The organism is Cellvibrio sp. 25HG11W-0, from assembly GCF_057815475.1.
Genome location: NZ_CM174230.1, coordinates 328,460 through 343,399 on the forward strand (window position 1 = coordinate 328,460; position 14,940 = coordinate 343,399).

Sequence of the window (14,940 nt, forward strand, 5' to 3'; positions counted from 1 at the left end):
CATGATTCAAGACGTATCGCACAATAGAGGCTGGCGCATTCTGGTCACGCGCCCGCAGGCCCAGGCGCAAGCTTGGATAGCACACTTGCACGCGCAAGGCTTCAGTGCGGAGGCGGTGAACTTACTCGCTATAGTGCCCGTGGCCGATGTCGATGAGGTGCAAGCTATCAAGAATTGCGTGATGAATTTGGACAACTATGCCAAAGTCATTTTTGTTAGCCAAAATGCTGTCGAGCAGGGAATGGATTGGATTGATCGTTACTGGCCGCAATTGCCGATCAATGTATCTTTTTTGGCTGTGGGCGCCACAACCGCTAAACTACTCGCCAGCTACGGTGTAGCGGTAGAAGATTTGGCAGTCGCTAGCGCAGGTAGTATGACCAGTGAAAGTTTATTGCACGCGGCAAGTTTGCAAGCGCCGCTGGATGAAAAAATATTGATCATGCGCGGCCAAGGTGGGCGAGGGCACATAGCCGAGACTCTGCGTCAACGCGGAGCGAAAGTCGATTACTGTGAACTTTATAGGCGTGAATTGCCGACTGCTGCTGCAGCTCAATTGCGTACCTGGGTAGATAGATATTTTGCTCAGTTAGCGCCGTCTATTTCGCCGCGCGATATTCTAAGTGTACACAGTGGTGAAAGCTTACAGAATTTGCAGCAGTTAGTCGCCGAGTTGGCGAGTGAATTAAACGCTGAACAGCGTGAACATCTCTTTGAAATTCCGCTGTTGGTACCGAGTGAGCGCGTTGCACAAAGTGCGCAGTCTATGGGTTGGCAAAAAATAATCGTGGCTGAAAATGCAACAGACACTGCCATGACGCAAGCATTGGAACACTATTGCACCTAATCGTTTTTTAAGGCATTCATTTTTTACTGATGCTGAACTAACAGCGTCTTAATTAAGAGATAAATATTGTGACTGATCCCCAAGCGCCTCAAGCAACATCTTCTTCTGTCCAACCTGCAGAGCCAGCATCTAGTCAGCCAGGTTTAAATCGACCGGAAGTGTCTGCACCTAAGGCCGCGAGCAGCAAAGCTCAGGCGAGCCAAAAAATAAGTGTTGGGCTTTTGTGGCTATTTGTGGTGTTGTTGGTGGCGGCCGTGAGTTTAGGCTCGCTGTTTGGCTTTCGCCAAATCACTGCGCAGCAGACGGTGGTGGACAGTTTGCGCGGGCAATTTGATCAGCAGCAACAGGCGTTGGAATTACAGCAGCGCATGCTCAGTGAAAATATTGAAAAAGAAATGGTAGAGCAACAGCTCGGGGTGCAAAAAACTCTGGATGAAATGACCGAGCAAATGAGTGGATTCAGTGCGCGCTTGTTGTCGCTTTCCAGTGTCAATCGCGATGAGTGGAAGTTGCAAGAAGCACAGTATCTCTTGCGCCTTGCTGATCAGCGTTTATTGTTGGAGCAAGACAGTCAAAATGCCTTGGCATTGGCAATTTCTGCCGATGACGTACTGCGCGATATTGATCGCGCAGACCTAATGCCGGTACGTAAACTTTTAGCAGAAGAGATAGCCGTTTTAAAACTGGCAGGTATTGTTGATCGCGAGGGAATATTTTTGCGCTTGGCCGCACTGGGTAATCAAATTGATTCGATTCCATTTGTTGAGCCATTGGGCAATCAGCAAGATTTTTTAGTAGAAGAAGTGGTGCCGGAGAATGAAACCTTCAAGCAAACCTTAACCCGTAAATTTTACAGCGTATTGCATCGGCTTAGCGCTTATGTGCGTGTACGCGATCATGGTCAAGCCATCAATGCGGTGCTACCACCCTCTGAACAAAAATATTTACAGCAAAATTTACGCTTAATGTTAGAGCAGGCGCAGGTGGCGCTCTTGCGCAATGAAGCGCAAATATTTACAGAGAGTTTAGTGAAGGCGCAAAATTGGATTAATCAGTATTACGCGCTTAATGAGCAGGCGGTTGCTGCCGTCAATGAATTGCAGGCACTGCAGGAGGAAGAAGTTGCTCCCGAGCTCACTAACTTCAGCAATACTTCTTCTGCGCTAGCAGATTACATTGATCACAAAGATCAAATAGCCGCAGCTCGTCGTGGGGTGCGTCCATGAAACGCAGAATATTCAAAGCGTTAATTTTTTTGCTCATTGTTGCCTGCATCATTTTTTTATTGATGCAAGGCGATGGTTATCTACTGATCGCCTATGGCACTAAAACCATAGAAATGACCCTTTGGGTCGCAGCTATGGCACTTACTGCGCTGTATTTGTGTTTTTGGTTTCTGCGCAAAGTCTTAACAAGTAGCTTGGAAATGGCGCGTCGCCTGCGCGAAATGTTTATGTTTGGCAGCGTAGAGCGCGCGCAAAAGCGCGCTGCAACTGGAATGGTAGATTATCTCATTGGCGATTGGGCCGATGCGCGTAAAAAACTGTTGCGCACCTTTGATAAGGTGGAATACCCCCTCGCCAACTACATAGCCGCTGCGCGTAGCAGTTTTGAAATGGGTGACGAAGATGAAGCGCACCGAATTTTGGAAATGGCTAAATCTGTTCACAGCAGTGAATTGCCTATAGCGCTTACCGAAGCGCGCTTGCATGTGCAGGCTGAGCGTTACGATGCGGCGCTGGCGATCCTCAAGCCTATCGATATTAAAATGCCGCGCCAGCCAGCGGTGCTAGATTTAATGCATCATATCTATGTGGCGCAAAAGAACTGGCGGGCACTGCAAGAATTGCTGCCCGTTATGCGTAAAGCACGTGTGCTTTCCCAATTGGAACTGGAAGAGCTGGAATATCTATTAGCCAGTGAAAAAATTCGCGACCTTAGTGTGCAGGCTAAAAACTTGCTCATTGCTGAGCGCTTACCTGCACTTCAAGTTTTGTGGAAAAGTTTTAGCCGTGCCCAACAAAAATCCCCTACATTAATCCTGGTCTATGCGCAGGCTTTAGCGGAACACTATCAAGACCAAGAGGCAGAAGTGTTGGTTCGTAAAGCATTGAGCAACCAGTGGGATAATGGCTTGGTGAATTTATATGGGCGCTTACAGGTTAGTGAAATTCGCGCGCAAATACACAGTGCCGAAGGCTGGCTAAAAGCCCAGCCCTATGATGCTGAATTGTTGCTATGTCTAGGGCGCTTAATGGTGCGTAACCAGCAATGGGATTTGGCGCGAGATTATTTTCAGCGCAGCCTGCAGCAACAAAAAACCATGGAAGCAAATATTGAGTTGGCGCGGTTGATGGATCACCTAGGTGAGCATAAAAAGAGTGCCGATTTTTATCAACAAGGACTTCTGCTTGCGGGTAAGTAGCGGGCAATGTTGTTCAGTTTGAGAATTTACTATGCAAATTACACCTTTTTTCGCTGCACTCTTAGCTTTGATGTTTATTGCGCTCAGCTTCCGCATCGTCTCTTTACGTCGCCGCCTAAAGGTATCCTTGGGGGATGGCGGTGAGCGCGAGTTGGTGCGTGCTATCAGAATTCATGGAAACTTTGCGGAGTATGTTCCCTTGGGGTTGGTCATGCTGTTTTTGGTGGAAGCTCAAGCTACCACAGCGCTTGTGGTTTATGGATTGGGTGCGCTATTGTTTTTTGGGCGCATTGCACACGTCTATGGCTTGCTGCAAGAAAAAGTTAATTTTCGCTTCCGCGTCGCCGGCATGGTGATGACATTTAGCATGTTGTTTATCTCTGCTCTAATTCTTTTAGGTCATTGGGTTACCCGTTTTTTCGCCTAGGGGCTTTTGCCTGAAACTTAACCCACCTTCTCATCTGAAATCTGGTTAACTCTCGGTATTTCTCAATTACTCGTAGCACATGAATAGGCGTTCTATGCCCAGCATCAATATACAAATTATGCTCGCCAGTGTTATTGGCGTATTGCTAGGTCTATGGCTTGCGGGGGTGGCGGATGACAGTTCTCTTAAGGTGGCTGTGCTTTATGGCAGCGGTATAGTTGGTACGCTGTTTATCGATTTGCTTAAAATGGTATTAATTCCTTTGGTGTTTGCCTCCATAGTGGTTGGGGTTGCAAACTTACAGGCTCATCGCCAAGCGCAGCGCGTGTGGAAATTAACGCTTGTATTTTTTCTCGGCTCTATGGCCTTGGCACTTTTGTTGGCGTTGGTTGCGGCCAACATTGTAAAGCCTGGTGCGGGTATGGAAATATCGCTCTTTGCGCACGCCATGGAAAACTTTTCTGCAAAGCAACTAAGCCCCAGCGAATTTTTCGCTCAGTTCACCCACAATCTTTTTCAGAATCCTTTTGCCGCTTTAGCGCAAGGTAATATATTAGCAGTGGTGATTTTTGCACTCTTTGTCGGCGTAGCCTTAGTGATGGGCGGCGAGCGCTATCAGCATATTTTAAAATTGCTGCAAGAGTTTCTCGACTTAATTATGCGCATCGTCAGTTGGATTATGTATCTGGCTCCGCTGGGTATATTAGCGCTCTTAACGCAACTTATCGCGGTACAGAATACTGCGCTGCTCAGTACGCTGGGCGGCTTTATGCTGCTGGTATTTGTAACAACGATTCTTCATGGTGCTGTAGTTCTTCCGCTCATACTTTGGCTGTTCACGAAGAAAAATCCGCTTTGGTTTTGGCGCGGTGCGCGCGCAGCTATCATCACCGCCTTTGCTACCAGTTCTAGCGCCGCCAGTTTGCCGGTCACTATGCGCTGCGCTGAGGAGAATCTCGGCGTACGTAAAAATATAGCCGGTTTTGTGTTGCCGCTTGGCGCCACCATAAATATGGATGGCACCGCGCTTTATGAAGCTGTCGCCGCATTATTTGTGGCTAACCTAATCGGCATTGATCTCAGTCTCGGCCAGCAACTCATCGTCTGCGCCACCGCCATGATCGCCTCCATGGGCGCACCGGGTATTCCCAGTGCCGGAATGGTCACCATGATCATGGTACTGCAATCTGTCGGCCTCCCCGCCGAAGCTATCGCCATACTTCTGCCCATAGATCGCCTGCTCGACACGGTGCGCACCGCAGTGAATGTGGAGGGGGATTTGGTAGGTAGTTTGGTGGTGGATAAGCTCACGGCTAAAAATGACTGAGGGCCCAACAAGTTTTTTACATTCCTCTGCGTGCGGTAATATTTCGCAAAGCAATATAACTATTGTCTGTTTGTAAAGTGGCGTTAAATGCATTCATGCGACTTCTGTCTGGATCAACTATTTTTTTTCCGATTGAACCCTTAGACTTTAATTTTCCACAGTGGCTAAAGTCTGTGGCGCTTTGTGATTCTGTAATTGCGTGAAAAAGGAGCAATCGTACTTTGGTTGAGGAGTTGATAGTCCTGTTGTGCTGGAGAGAGATGACTAATTCCTAAGTTCTTGATCCGATACTGCCGACTGGCATTGTGTCTTCGAGAAAGGCATATCAAGGTTGGCTGCGATAGGTTGGCTTTTGAGAAACATTATTCTCAAAAGCTAACCTTAGTACTTTAAAGTGAGAAGTATTGTGCTCAATTTCTTTTGATGTGTGCTTTTATAAGTAAAATCTTATTCAATATTCTGAATCTGCTCCCGCATCTGCTCGATCAGCACCTTCAATTCCACCGCCGCTTGAGTCGTTTCGCTCACAATACTTTTAGACGAGAGTGTGTTGGCTTCGCGGTTTAATTCCTGCATTAAAAAATCTAAACGGCGGCCGAGGGAGTCGGTTTGTTTTAGGCTGCGTTTGACTTCTATGACGTGGGTGTCGAGGCGGTCGAGCTCTTCGTCTACGTCGGCTTTGTGGGCGAGTAGGACGATTTCTTGCTCCAGTCGTTCGGGGTCTAGGTCTACTTGCAAAGCGGCGATTTTGGCTTGCAGTTTTTCGCGCTGGGCGGCGAGTATGCTGGGCATAAGGCTGCGCACGGCGGCGACTTGGGTGGATACGGCATCTAAGCGCTGCAAAATTAATTGCTCAAGCTCGGCACCTTCGCGGGCGCGGTGTTCAATTAAGCCGATGAGTGCTTTATCGAATAGTTCGAGGGCGGCGCTGTGTAGCATCTCGCGATCTAATTCTTGCTTTTGAATAACGCCTGGCCACTTGAGGATTTCCAGTGGGTTTACCGGAGCTGCCGCTGTACCTAGCAAGCCATTAATGTGTTGGGCGGTTTTGGCGAGTTGGGCGACGCGGTTGAGGTCTAGCCCCATTTCGGTTTCGCCGCCTTGCTCCCAGTGAATGCTGAGGCTGGCTTCGACTTTGCCGCGCTGGAGATTTTTGCGCATGGCGTCGCGCAGTGCAGGTTCTATTTCACGAAAGTCTTCCGGTAGGCGGAAGCTAGGTTCTAAATAGCGGTGGTTTACACTGCGTATTTCCCATACGAGCGTTCCCCAGGGGAGTTTAGCTTCACGGCGGGTGAATCCAGTCATACTGCGTGGCATAGTAATTCCTCAAGGCTGGCGGCTATTGTTCTTTCATTAAGATGAAGAGGCAAATGTGGCCTAGAGCTGGTAAAGTCCCTGCTCAAAAGCGCACTTTTTCATTGATGAGGGATGTTAGCACACCTTCGTTTATATCTATTTTTTTGTCTTAAGGAATTCTTATGCAGCGCCCTAGTGGTAGAACCCCCGACCAACTTCGCCCCATTCGCATTACACGTAAATACACCAAGCACGCCGAGGGTTCGGTGTTGGTGGAGTTCGGTGACACTAAAGTTATTTGCACCGCGAGTGTGGTGAATGGCGTTCCGCCTTTCCTGCGTGGCAAGGGGCAGGGTTGGGTCACGGCGGAATACGGTATGTTGCCGCGCTCAACCGGCAGCCGTATGGATCGCGAAGCGGCGCGCGGTAAGCAAACGGGTCGCACCGTAGAGATTCAGCGCTTAATTGGTCGCTCGCTACGGGCGGCGATTGATATGACCGCCTTGGGCGAAAACACCATTAATATCGACTGCGATGTTATTCAAGCCGATGGCGGCACCCGCACTGCGTCTATCACGGGCGCTTGGGTTGCCTTGGCCGATGCCATCGCCCATTTAAAAGCTCAGGGTGCGGTGACTGGCGAGCCACTTAAGCGTGCTATAGCGTCTGTTTCTGTGGGCATCTATCAAGGTGTGCCGGTACTGGATTTGGATTACCCGGAAGATTCGGCTGCTGACACTGATATGAATGTGGTGCTGGGCGATGACGGCGGGATTATCGAAATTCAGGGCACGGCAGAAGCGGAGCCGTTTAGTGAGGCAGAGTTTGCGGCTATGTTGGCATTGGCGAAAAAAGGTATTAAAGAATTATTCGAATTGCAGCAGCAGGCGTTGGCACAGGTGTAGCAATTTTGACGTAAAAAAATAATCGCGCTTGCTCCATGCAGGCGCGATTTTTTGTTTTAAATACTTAAAGTTTTTCCGGCAGCCAGGTTACCAGTTGCGGCCAAATTGTCATGGCGACTAGCAGCAACAACTGCAACACAATAAACGGAATCACACCGCGATAAATATCGCTGGTTTTAATAGTGTCCGGCGCAACGCCGCGCAGATAGAAAAGTGCAAAGCCAAAAGGCGGCGTGAGGAACGACGTTTGCAAATTTACCGCGATCATAATGCCCAGCCAAATCGGATCTACCCCCATCATTAACAACACTGGCCCTACAATCGGCACTACCACAAAAATAATTTCGATAAAGTCGAGAATAAAGCCGAGTAAAAACATCGCTACCATCACCAAGAACACGGCGGTGAATACGCCGCCGGGTAATTGGGTGAAGAAGTGATGCACCAATTCTTCGCCGCCAAAGCCGCGAAACACCAGTGAAAAAAGCGAAGCGCCGATTAAGATCATAAAAATCATGGCGCTAATTTGGGTGGTAGATTGCGCGACCTCGCGCAAGCGCTTCCAGCACAATTGTTTTTTACTCAATGCGAGTAAACAGGCACCTAGTGCGCCTATGCCGGCGGCCTCGGTCGGCGTAGCGGCGCCCATTAAAATTGAGCCCAGCACCAAACCAATTAGTAGCAATACCGGTAATAAACTGAGCAATAAGCGCGAGCTGGGAATGTGCTCTTCTGCATCATCGACAGTGACGGGAGGAATCAATTGCGGCTGCAGGCGTGCACTGATCAGTATGTAGGCCATATAAAGCACAACAAGTAGCAACCCAGGTATTAGTGCGCCGACAAACAAATCACCCACTGAAATAGTTTTTGGGTTAAACACACCGAGTTTTAATTGTGCTTGTTGAAAGGCGCTGGAGAGTACATCGCCCAAGAGGACTAGTGCGATTGAAGGCGGAATAATTTGCCCGAGGGTACCCGTCGCGCAAATAGTGCCGCAGGCGATGCTCGGTGCGTAGCCGCGTTTGAGCATCAGCGGCAGCGACATAAGGCCCATGGTTACAACGGTTGCGCCGACGATTCCCGTGCTCGCAGCGAGCAATGTGCCTACGGCAATGACGGAAATACCTAAACCGCCCGGTAGACGTCCACAGGCTTTGGCCATGTTGGAAAGCAGGTCTTCCGCGAGGCGCGATTTTTCTAACACCGCGCCCATAAACACAAATAGCGGCACGGCGACTAGGGTGTAGTTATTCATAATGCCGTAGAGACGCGCGGGAAAACTTTTTAGTAAGTTGGGGTCGAAGGCGCCGCCGAGAATGCCCAGCGCAGCGGAGAACAAGGCAACGCCACCGAGAGTAAACGCCACAGGATAGCCGAGCATTAAGAGCAGGCAAATGGCCGCGAACATAAGCAGAGGAATTAATTCGAGCAACATTAGTTTTGCTCCTTTAGCGTGGCAGCATGAGTGTCTGGTTGCATTAAGGTCAGTAGATTGCGCAGTAATTCTGCTATGGCTTGCAAGCTCACACTTAGGGCCATGAGCGGCAGTAAAGACTTCAATAAATAGATCGTACTGAGCCCGCCTGAATCGGCCGAGCCTTCGCGAATGCGCCAGCTATCGAGCACATAATCCCAGCTGCACCAACCGATAAATATCATCAACGGCAGCGTGAGCACCAAGCTGCCTAGCGCATCGACCCAAGCCCGCGCGCGCGGGCTAAAGCGGCAATAAAAAATATCTACGCGTACATGGCCGCCGCGTTTCAGCGTAAAAGCGGTGCCGAGCATAAATACCATGGCGTGCATATAGGTGACTGATTCTTGCAGGGCGATGGAGCCTATATCGAATAGCTTGCGCAGTAGTACGACCACGCAGGCGATAATCACCATCGCCAGTGTTAGCCATGCAGTGCTGCGGCCAGTTACTTCTGCAAGAGTATCGAGCCAGCGCAGTAGCGCGGGGCTGGTGGGTTGAGTTGCTTGGGTCATGTGCAGTGCTACTTTTTGTTTATTGTTATGCGAAAGCCGAATGGGCGAGAAAGGCGCGATTATAACGAATTTGGCGGTGTGTGGTGCTGACTGCCGCGCAGGGCGCGACAGGCGTGAATTGCTGCATCTAATAAGAGCGTAAGGGCAGGGGGCACTTTTATCGAAAATGAATATCGGGTCTTTAAATAGCAACCTAATCCAAGTCACTGGCATTATGACGTTCAGCTAATTGCAAATGTTCATCGCCCCAAGTGCGGTTCACCCGCTGACCACGTTGCACTGCAGGCCGTTCGCTAATTTCTTGGCTCCAGCGCTGTACGTGAGTGTAAGACTTAACATCTAAAAACTCCCCCGCTTCATACAGCTTACCCAGTGCTAAGGCGCCATACCACGCGTAGTTAGCCATGTCTGCGATGGTGTAATCCGCGCCGCAGAGGTAGCGCTGCGCAGCCAAATGGCGATCCAATACATCCAGCTGACGCTTTACTTCCATCGCATAGCGATTGATGGGGTATTCCAATTTTTCAGGTGCATAGCTATAAAAATGGCCGAAGCCCCCACCTAAAAAAGGTGCGCTACCAATCTGCCAAAATAGCCAAGACAAGCACTCAGCTTTGGCTGCTGGTTCGGTCGGTAAAAAAGCGCCACATTTTTCGGCGAGGTAGAGCAGAATCGCCCCCGATTCAAATACCCGCGTGGGCGGTGTGGTGGACATATCCAGTAGCGCGGGGATTTTAGAGTTGGGATTAACTGCCACAAAACCACTGCTAAATTGATCCCCCTTACCTATGTCGATTAGCCACGCGTCGTACTCTGCCTCAGTTTTGCCCAATGCCAACAGCTCTTCCAGCAAGATGGTTACTTTCACGCCATTGGGTGTGGCAAGTGAGTAGAGCTGTAATGGATGCACTCCGATGGACAGGGCTTTCTCATGAGTAGCGCCGGCAATGGGGCGATTGGTACTGGCAAACGTGCCGCCGCTGGCTTTTTCCCAAGTCCATACCTTGGGTGGGGTGTATGGTTTATTTGTGCTCATAGCATCGTCCTTTAGTTGGGTGAATGGGAAATTGTTCCTCGGTGCGAGTTTGTTTCACCTAAACGCTGGATTCTAGTGTAATGCATAGTCCTAGCGGTGAGGGCTTCATAATGGCTAGCGTTTAAAACAACTAGTGCGAGTTGCGCTTATGATCTAAAGATGCTCTGTGCGCCAAGTGAGCCTATGTCTTAGCATTTATGGCTGCAACTCCTGACAAATGTTGACAGCGCTTGACCTTACTCTGTGGCAAGCTTTTACACTGGCCGCAATAGGTGTTGCCTGTTGGGCGCGGCGAGTGCTAGAGCCAAAAGTTGTCACTAGAGTAAATATCCTCACGAGGGAGTGAATCATGAATGCGCAAATCCATAAGGATCTCGTTATCCGTCCGTCAGAATGTCAGCCGCACTTTAATCGGCAGCTGGTCGAAACATTTTTAATCAAGGCCCATGCGCAAGAATCCATAGCGCTAGATTCTTTTGTCTGCACCGACCCCGACTGCTGGGGCTTTCCAGAATTTAATCCGCGCACTCTGGGTGAATATCAGGGATATTTCGCCTTTTTGGCGGATGTATTTGCCGAGTCGGAATTTAATATAGAACAGTCAATTGCAGAGGGAACGCAAGTGCTGGTGCGTTTTAGTTTAAAAGGAATCCACCGCGAGGAGTTTATGGGGTTAACCGCAACGCACGGGGAGTTGAAATTTAGCGCCACCCAATTGTTTCGTTTACAGCAGGGGTTAATTCACGAAGTGTGGATGTATAACAAGGCGGTGACGCTCACAACTAAGGGCATGACCTATGAATTAAAGCCGAGGGTGCCGGTGTGAAGTTGTTTAAGCCCGCTACGCGCACCCACTGGGTAATTGCCGGTTATTTTAAAGACCCCGACGGCCATTTATTTGAAGTGGATTATGAAGATGCTTGGGTATTCGATACTGAGCATAAATTGATGGTCGATAAAGTAAATTAAGTTGTTGCGTTATTTTTTGCGAATAAACTGCGCTACCACGCCACCTAATAATGTGCTGAGTAAAATCAGCAAGTGTAATTGCACGCCTGCAAATAAAACCCAATCGCCCTCTATACCTAATATTTTGGCTGTGCCCACCATACTCGCTTCGTAAGTGCCTAGGCCTCCTGGTGGATGAATGGGAATCATGCCGCTGAGTTCGCCGCCAAGAGTTGCACCTAAAGCACTGCGCCAATCGGTGTTGGCAAACCACAGCATCACCAAGGTAAACACCGCCAGTTTGGTGCTCCAGCCGAGCCAGGTGTAGAGCCATAAATTAACGAGGTGCATACAATCGCGCGGCAGCGCAGCAAGCAATTTTGCGATCAGCCGATGAAGTTTTCCCGTGGGGGCGCAGCGCGTTTGAAGCCGCTGTAACCAAGTCGTACAGCGTAACAATAATAGTGGAGAGAAAAATAAAATCGGCATTGATAACCATAGTGCCCAGTCTCCGCCCATATAGACCATTACCGCGAACCAGCCGATACTCAATAACACCTGTAAATCGAGCAGGCGCAATAGAAATAATCCGGCGGTGGCGCTGGTGAGCGATAGGCCAAAATAATTGCGCATCATCAGGGGGAAGCTGGCTTCGCCGCTGCGCATGGGCAAAAGATTGTTGAGCATATTGTGTAGCAACATGATTTTTAAACAGATGGGCAGTTGTCTGCGCGTCAGCGGTAAAAAATAATAGTGAATACGCAGGCCGCGCACAGCGTAGGTAAAAAACATCAGCAAGAGCGCTAAGGCAATATGCCAAGCGGGCACTGCTTCCCAGGCCGTGAAGATTTTCCCCCAGCCGTAAAAATATTCTATCGCCAGTGCATAGGCAACAACGGTCAAGAGTGATAGCGCTTTAAGCCAAGGCCCTGTGCGTGAACGAGAAACGCTTGTGGAAATCGGTGCTGTCATAAAAGCTTCAGAAAATTTAAACCATTGCGTCATACGTTAGCTCTAGATTGCAGGCATCCGCAGTATGGCTGCGACCAGAGCTATGATCGCTTATGCAAAAGGCAGTTTTATTACAGTTAGATCCGCAGGCACGCCAAATTCAACACGCGGATTCTGGCGTGTACTTTTCCTTGGTGATTCCCCTATATAACGAAGAAGAGTCGGTAGCGGCCTTAATCGATGCCGTGCAGGCCGCGCTGGGCGGCTATGCGCAACCTTGGGAGCTTATTCTGGTGGATGATGGCAGCAGCGATGCCACCCTTGCCGCAACGCGTGCGGCCTTGGTGGATCGCCCGCTTAACGTCAAGCTGGTTCAGCTGAGCCGCAACTACGGCCAAACTGCTGCAATGCAGGCGGGTATCGATCAAGCGCAAGGCGAATATATAGTCACTATGGATGGCGACTTGCAAAATGATCCGCAGGATATTCCGGCGATGCTGGAGCAATTGCTGGCGCGCGATTTAGATTTGTTGGTGGGCTGGCGCCGCGATCGCCAAGATAAATTACTCGCGCGCAAAATTCCCTCGTTTATTGCCAATAAACTGATAGGCAAGGTATCTGGTGTGCGCCTGCACGACTACGGCTGCAGTTTAAAAGTCTATCGCAGTGAAGTGATAAAGCAGGTTAAGTTAGTCGGCGAGATGCACCGCTTCATTCCCATTTGGGTTGCGGCAATTGTGCCTGCTTCGCGTATTGGTGAAATGCCGGTACGCCACCATGCGCGTCAATTTGGTGCATCCAAATATGGCATTTCACGTTCGGTGCGGGTGGTGTTGGATTTATTGTCGGTTATGTTTTTTAAGCGCTACCTGGGTCGCCCCGGCCATTTTTTTGGCAGTATCGGCCTGTTTGTGGGCTTAGTGGGCAGCTTGATTTTAAGTTGGTTGGCGGTGGATAAATTTATTCTCGGTCACGATATAGGCACGCGCCCGCTGTTGCTTGCGGGCGTAATGGGGGTGTTGGTGTCGCTGCAATTAATCACCACCGGAATCTTGGCGGAGATGATGTCGCGCACCTATTTAGGTTCTAGCAATTCTAATAATTATTTAATTCGCAAGGTGCAAAGTATCAGTGGCCGCATGCAGGCTTCGGAGCAGCAGGCGTCTAAATGAGAGAGGCGGCTTCTTTTATTAATGCAAACTCTCGCTGGGACTTCACTAAGGGGTTGCAGTTTCTTCTGGCATCGCCTTGGCTGTTGTTGATTGTTGCTGCCTACTTACTCTTGGGTTTAGGTGCGGTACCGCTGTTTGATTTAGATGAAGGTGCCTTTAGCGCCGCGACTATGGAAATGTTGCAGCGCGGTGATTACGTGACCACCTATATGGGCGGAGAGCTGCGCTTTGATAAGCCAATTTTAATTTATTGGCTGCAAGCGCTGTCGGTGTCCAGTTTTGGTTTGAATGAGTTTGCGCTGCGCTTACCCTCAGCAATTTGCGCGAGTTTATGGTGTGCGGCAGTGTGGTTTTTTGTGCGTACACAGTTAGATGCGAGCCGCGCTGGAACGGCCGTTATTTTATTGGCAAGTTCCTTAGTGTTTTCCATGATCGCCCGCGCCGCTACTGCTGATGCGCTATTAAATCTGTTTATCTGTCTCGCACTTTTCGATGCCTACCGCGCACTTACTGTGGAAGAGTTTGCCGCTCGTAAAATTCGCCTGCGCGCCTATTTGTGGGTGGGTTTAGGCGTACTCGCCAAAGGCCCCATCGCGATTTTATTGCCGGTGGCTATTAGTACATTATTTTCCGTGTTCATTGGAAATTGGCGTGCCTGGTGGCGGCTGATGTTTAATCCGCTCGGTTGGTTGCTGGCGAGTGTTATTTTTGTACCTTGGTATGTCGCAGAATATCTCGCACAGGGCCAAGCGTTTATTGATGGTTTTATTCTTAAGCATAATCTCAGCCGTTTCTCATCTACCATGGAAGGCCACGGCGGTCATTGGTACTACTATTTGCCGGTGAGCCTTTTGGTTTTTATGCCCGCAAGCGGTTTTTTTGTGCAGTTAATGATTTCCTTGCGTAAGCATGCACTCTCGCCCTTAGATTTGTTTTGCTGGTGTTGGTTTGGTTTTGTATGGGTGTTCTTTAGCTTTTCGAATACGCAGCTACCACATTATTTACTCTATGGCGCCACCCCCGTTTTTATTCTTATGGCGCGTCAGCGCGAGCAATTAAAAAATATTTGGGTTGTAGTGATTCCCGCCTGCATGTTTCTTTTGTTGTTTTTATGTCTCCCTGAAATTGCAGCACAGCAAATTGCGACGAGTAAAAAGGTCGAGCTAGTCGCTATGTTGCAAACGGGCCTGCCTTACTTGGATATGACCTACAGGTTAACACTGGCAATTGCCTTGCTATCGATCATATTGGTTTCCTGCTGGCGCAGCCTGCCGCTGTGGCAGCGACAGCTGTGGGTCAGTGTCATTTTTACCATCAGTTTTGTGCATTCTATTCTTCCCGCTTATGGCGCTATTCAGCAACAACCTGTGCGCGCAGCGGCGGAGTTCGCGCGCCACTTGCCACAAACCCCGGTTATGTGGCGCCACGATATGCCCAGCTTCAGTGTGTACTTGGGCAAGGTGGTAGAAATTCGTACGCCGCAAATGGGTGAGTGGGTATTTACGGGTTTAGATCAGCGTAAAAATTTACCTGAGCATGAGCTGCTGTTCAATCAAGGCGGCGTCATTATTGCTCAGCTAATAAAACCGTTCGCAAGCGCGAAGGAGTTGTAAC

The 14,940-nt window shown here is 49.4% G+C and carries 15 protein-coding genes; 10 read left to right on the top strand and 5 right to left on the bottom strand.

The genetic code is table 11. The features are described 5' to 3' along the window. Position 1 precedes the first annotated feature (1 nt). The 5 genes from AC0KUT_RS01430 (at position 2) to AC0KUT_RS01450 (ending at position 5,026) form a co-directional block, all read left to right on the top strand. Positions 2 to 847 carry a uroporphyrinogen-III synthase gene (locus AC0KUT_RS01430; protein ID WP_488832949.1) on the top strand — a complete coding sequence of 282 codons (846 nt, stop codon included), beginning with the start codon at positions 2 to 4 and terminating at the stop codon, positions 845 to 847. 68 nt (positions 848 to 915) lie between these two features. Then, positions 916 to 2,073 (top strand): uroporphyrinogen-III C-methyltransferase, encoded by a 1,158-nt coding sequence (locus AC0KUT_RS01435; RefSeq protein WP_488832950.1) that lies wholly within the window; start codon positions 916 to 918, stop codon positions 2,071 to 2,073. Further along, positions 2,070 to 3,272, top strand: coding sequence for a heme biosynthesis HemY N-terminal domain-containing protein (locus tag AC0KUT_RS01440; RefSeq protein ID WP_488832951.1), 1,203 nt, complete (start codon positions 2,070 to 2,072; stop codon positions 3,270 to 3,272). Before AC0KUT_RS01435 ends, AC0KUT_RS01440 begins: the two co-directional genes overlap by 4 nt. 31 nt (positions 3,273 to 3,303) lie before the next feature. Then, a complete protein-coding gene (locus tag AC0KUT_RS01445; protein WP_488832954.1) occupies positions 3,304 to 3,699 on the top strand; it encodes an MAPEG family protein in 396 nt (131 codons plus the stop codon). Positions 3,700 to 3,778: 79 nt separating this feature from the next. Continuing rightward, positions 3,779 to 5,026, top strand: a complete 1,248-nt coding sequence (locus AC0KUT_RS01450) for a dicarboxylate/amino acid:cation symporter (RefSeq protein ID WP_488832955.1) — start codon at positions 3,779 to 3,781, stop codon at positions 5,024 to 5,026. A 447-nt stretch (positions 5,027 to 5,473) separates the two neighbouring features. Here AC0KUT_RS01450 and AC0KUT_RS01455 read toward each other — a convergent pair whose 3' ends face one another. Then, a complete protein-coding gene (locus AC0KUT_RS01455; protein WP_488832957.1) occupies positions 5,474 to 6,343 on the bottom strand; it encodes a YicC/YloC family endoribonuclease in 870 nt (289 codons plus the stop codon). A gap of 161 nt (positions 6,344 to 6,504) precedes the next feature. On the opposite strand from AC0KUT_RS01455, the gene rph reads away from it, so the two are divergent. After that, positions 6,505 to 7,227 (top strand): ribonuclease PH, encoded by a 723-nt coding sequence (gene rph / locus AC0KUT_RS01460; RefSeq protein WP_488832959.1) that lies wholly within the window; start codon positions 6,505 to 6,507, stop codon positions 7,225 to 7,227. A 64-nt stretch (positions 7,228 to 7,291) separates the two neighbouring features. Here rph and AC0KUT_RS01465 read toward each other — a convergent pair whose 3' ends face one another. The 3 genes from AC0KUT_RS01465 to yghU all read right to left on the bottom strand — a co-directional run bounded on the left by AC0KUT_RS01465 (position 7,292) and on the right by yghU (position 10,255). Continuing rightward, positions 7,292 to 8,665, bottom strand: a complete 1,374-nt coding sequence (locus AC0KUT_RS01465) for a TRAP transporter large permease (RefSeq protein ID WP_488832960.1) — start codon at positions 8,663 to 8,665, stop codon at positions 7,292 to 7,294. Beyond that, entirely contained in the window at positions 8,665 to 9,219 is a 555-nt protein-coding gene (locus tag AC0KUT_RS01470; RefSeq protein ID WP_488832962.1) for a TRAP transporter small permease subunit, read from the bottom strand. The genes AC0KUT_RS01465 and AC0KUT_RS01470 overlap by 1 nt, the downstream gene beginning before the upstream one ends. Positions 9,220 to 9,412: 193 nt before the next feature. Continuing rightward, positions 9,413 to 10,255, bottom strand: coding sequence for a glutathione-dependent disulfide-bond oxidoreductase (yghU, locus tag AC0KUT_RS01475; protein ID WP_488832964.1), 843 nt, complete (start codon positions 10,253 to 10,255; stop codon positions 9,413 to 9,415). 349 nt (positions 10,256 to 10,604) lie between these two features. Here yghU and AC0KUT_RS01480 point away from each other — a divergent pair, with 349 nt between their 5' ends. After that, on the top strand, positions 10,605 to 11,081 hold the full coding sequence (locus AC0KUT_RS01480) for an ester cyclase (protein ID WP_488832965.1): 477 nt from the start codon (positions 10,605 to 10,607) through the stop codon (positions 11,079 to 11,081). After that, a complete protein-coding gene (locus tag AC0KUT_RS01485) occupies positions 11,078 to 11,224 on the top strand; it encodes a hypothetical protein (protein ID WP_488832967.1) in 147 nt (48 codons plus the stop codon). Before AC0KUT_RS01480 ends, AC0KUT_RS01485 begins: the two co-directional genes overlap by 4 nt. Before the next feature lie 9 nt (positions 11,225 to 11,233). Here the strand turns inward: AC0KUT_RS01485 and AC0KUT_RS01490 are convergent, their stop codons facing one another. Beyond that, the gene (locus tag AC0KUT_RS01490; protein WP_488832969.1) at positions 11,234 to 12,208 is read right to left on the bottom strand and encodes a lysylphosphatidylglycerol synthase domain-containing protein; all 975 of its coding nucleotides are present in this window, start codon (positions 12,206 to 12,208) and stop codon (positions 11,234 to 11,236) included. A gap of 59 nt (positions 12,209 to 12,267) precedes the next feature. On the opposite strand from AC0KUT_RS01490, the gene AC0KUT_RS01495 reads away from it, so the two are divergent. After that, positions 12,268 to 13,326, top strand: coding sequence for a glycosyltransferase family 2 protein (locus AC0KUT_RS01495; protein WP_488832970.1), 1,059 nt, complete (start codon positions 12,268 to 12,270; stop codon positions 13,324 to 13,326). Further along, the gene (locus AC0KUT_RS01500; RefSeq protein ID WP_488832972.1) at positions 13,323 to 14,939 is read left to right on the top strand and encodes an ArnT family glycosyltransferase; all 1,617 of its coding nucleotides are present in this window, start codon (positions 13,323 to 13,325) and stop codon (positions 14,937 to 14,939) included. Before AC0KUT_RS01495 ends, AC0KUT_RS01500 begins: the two co-directional genes overlap by 4 nt. Position 14,940 lies beyond the last annotated feature (1 nt).

Excerpts from the sequence above, each read along its gene's own strand:
- yghU (WP_488832964.1), bottom strand. The coding sequence starts at position 10,255 with ATGAGCACAAATAAACCATACACCCCACCCAAGGTATGGACTTGGGAA.
- AC0KUT_RS01490 (WP_488832969.1), bottom strand. The coding sequence starts at position 12,208 with ATGACGCAATGGTTTAAATTTTCTGAAGCTTTTATGACAGCACCGATT.
- AC0KUT_RS01470 (WP_488832962.1), bottom strand. The coding sequence starts at position 9,219 with ATGACCCAAGCAACTCAACCCACCAGCCCCGCGCTACTGCGCTGGCTC.
- AC0KUT_RS01465 (WP_488832960.1), bottom strand. The coding sequence starts at position 8,665 with ATGTTGCTCGAATTAATTCCTCTGCTTATGTTCGCGGCCATTTGCCTG.
- AC0KUT_RS01445 (WP_488832954.1), top strand. The coding sequence starts at position 3,304 with ATGCAAATTACACCTTTTTTCGCTGCACTCTTAGCTTTGATGTTTATT.
- AC0KUT_RS01500 (WP_488832972.1), top strand. The coding sequence starts at position 13,323 with ATGAGAGAGGCGGCTTCTTTTATTAATGCAAACTCTCGCTGGGACTTC.
- AC0KUT_RS01495 (WP_488832970.1), top strand. The coding sequence starts at position 12,268 with ATGCAAAAGGCAGTTTTATTACAGTTAGATCCGCAGGCACGCCAAATT.
- AC0KUT_RS01480 (WP_488832965.1), top strand. The coding sequence starts at position 10,605 with ATGAATGCGCAAATCCATAAGGATCTCGTTATCCGTCCGTCAGAATGT.
- rph (WP_488832959.1), top strand. The coding sequence starts at position 6,505 with ATGCAGCGCCCTAGTGGTAGAACCCCCGACCAACTTCGCCCCATTCGC.
- AC0KUT_RS01440 (WP_488832951.1), top strand. The coding sequence starts at position 2,070 with ATGAAACGCAGAATATTCAAAGCGTTAATTTTTTTGCTCATTGTTGCC.
- AC0KUT_RS01455 (WP_488832957.1), bottom strand. The coding sequence starts at position 6,343 with ATGCCACGCAGTATGACTGGATTCACCCGCCGTGAAGCTAAACTCCCC.
- AC0KUT_RS01430 (WP_488832949.1), top strand. The coding sequence starts at position 2 with ATGATTCAAGACGTATCGCACAATAGAGGCTGGCGCATTCTGGTCACG.
- AC0KUT_RS01450 (WP_488832955.1), top strand. The coding sequence starts at position 3,779 with ATGAATAGGCGTTCTATGCCCAGCATCAATATACAAATTATGCTCGCC.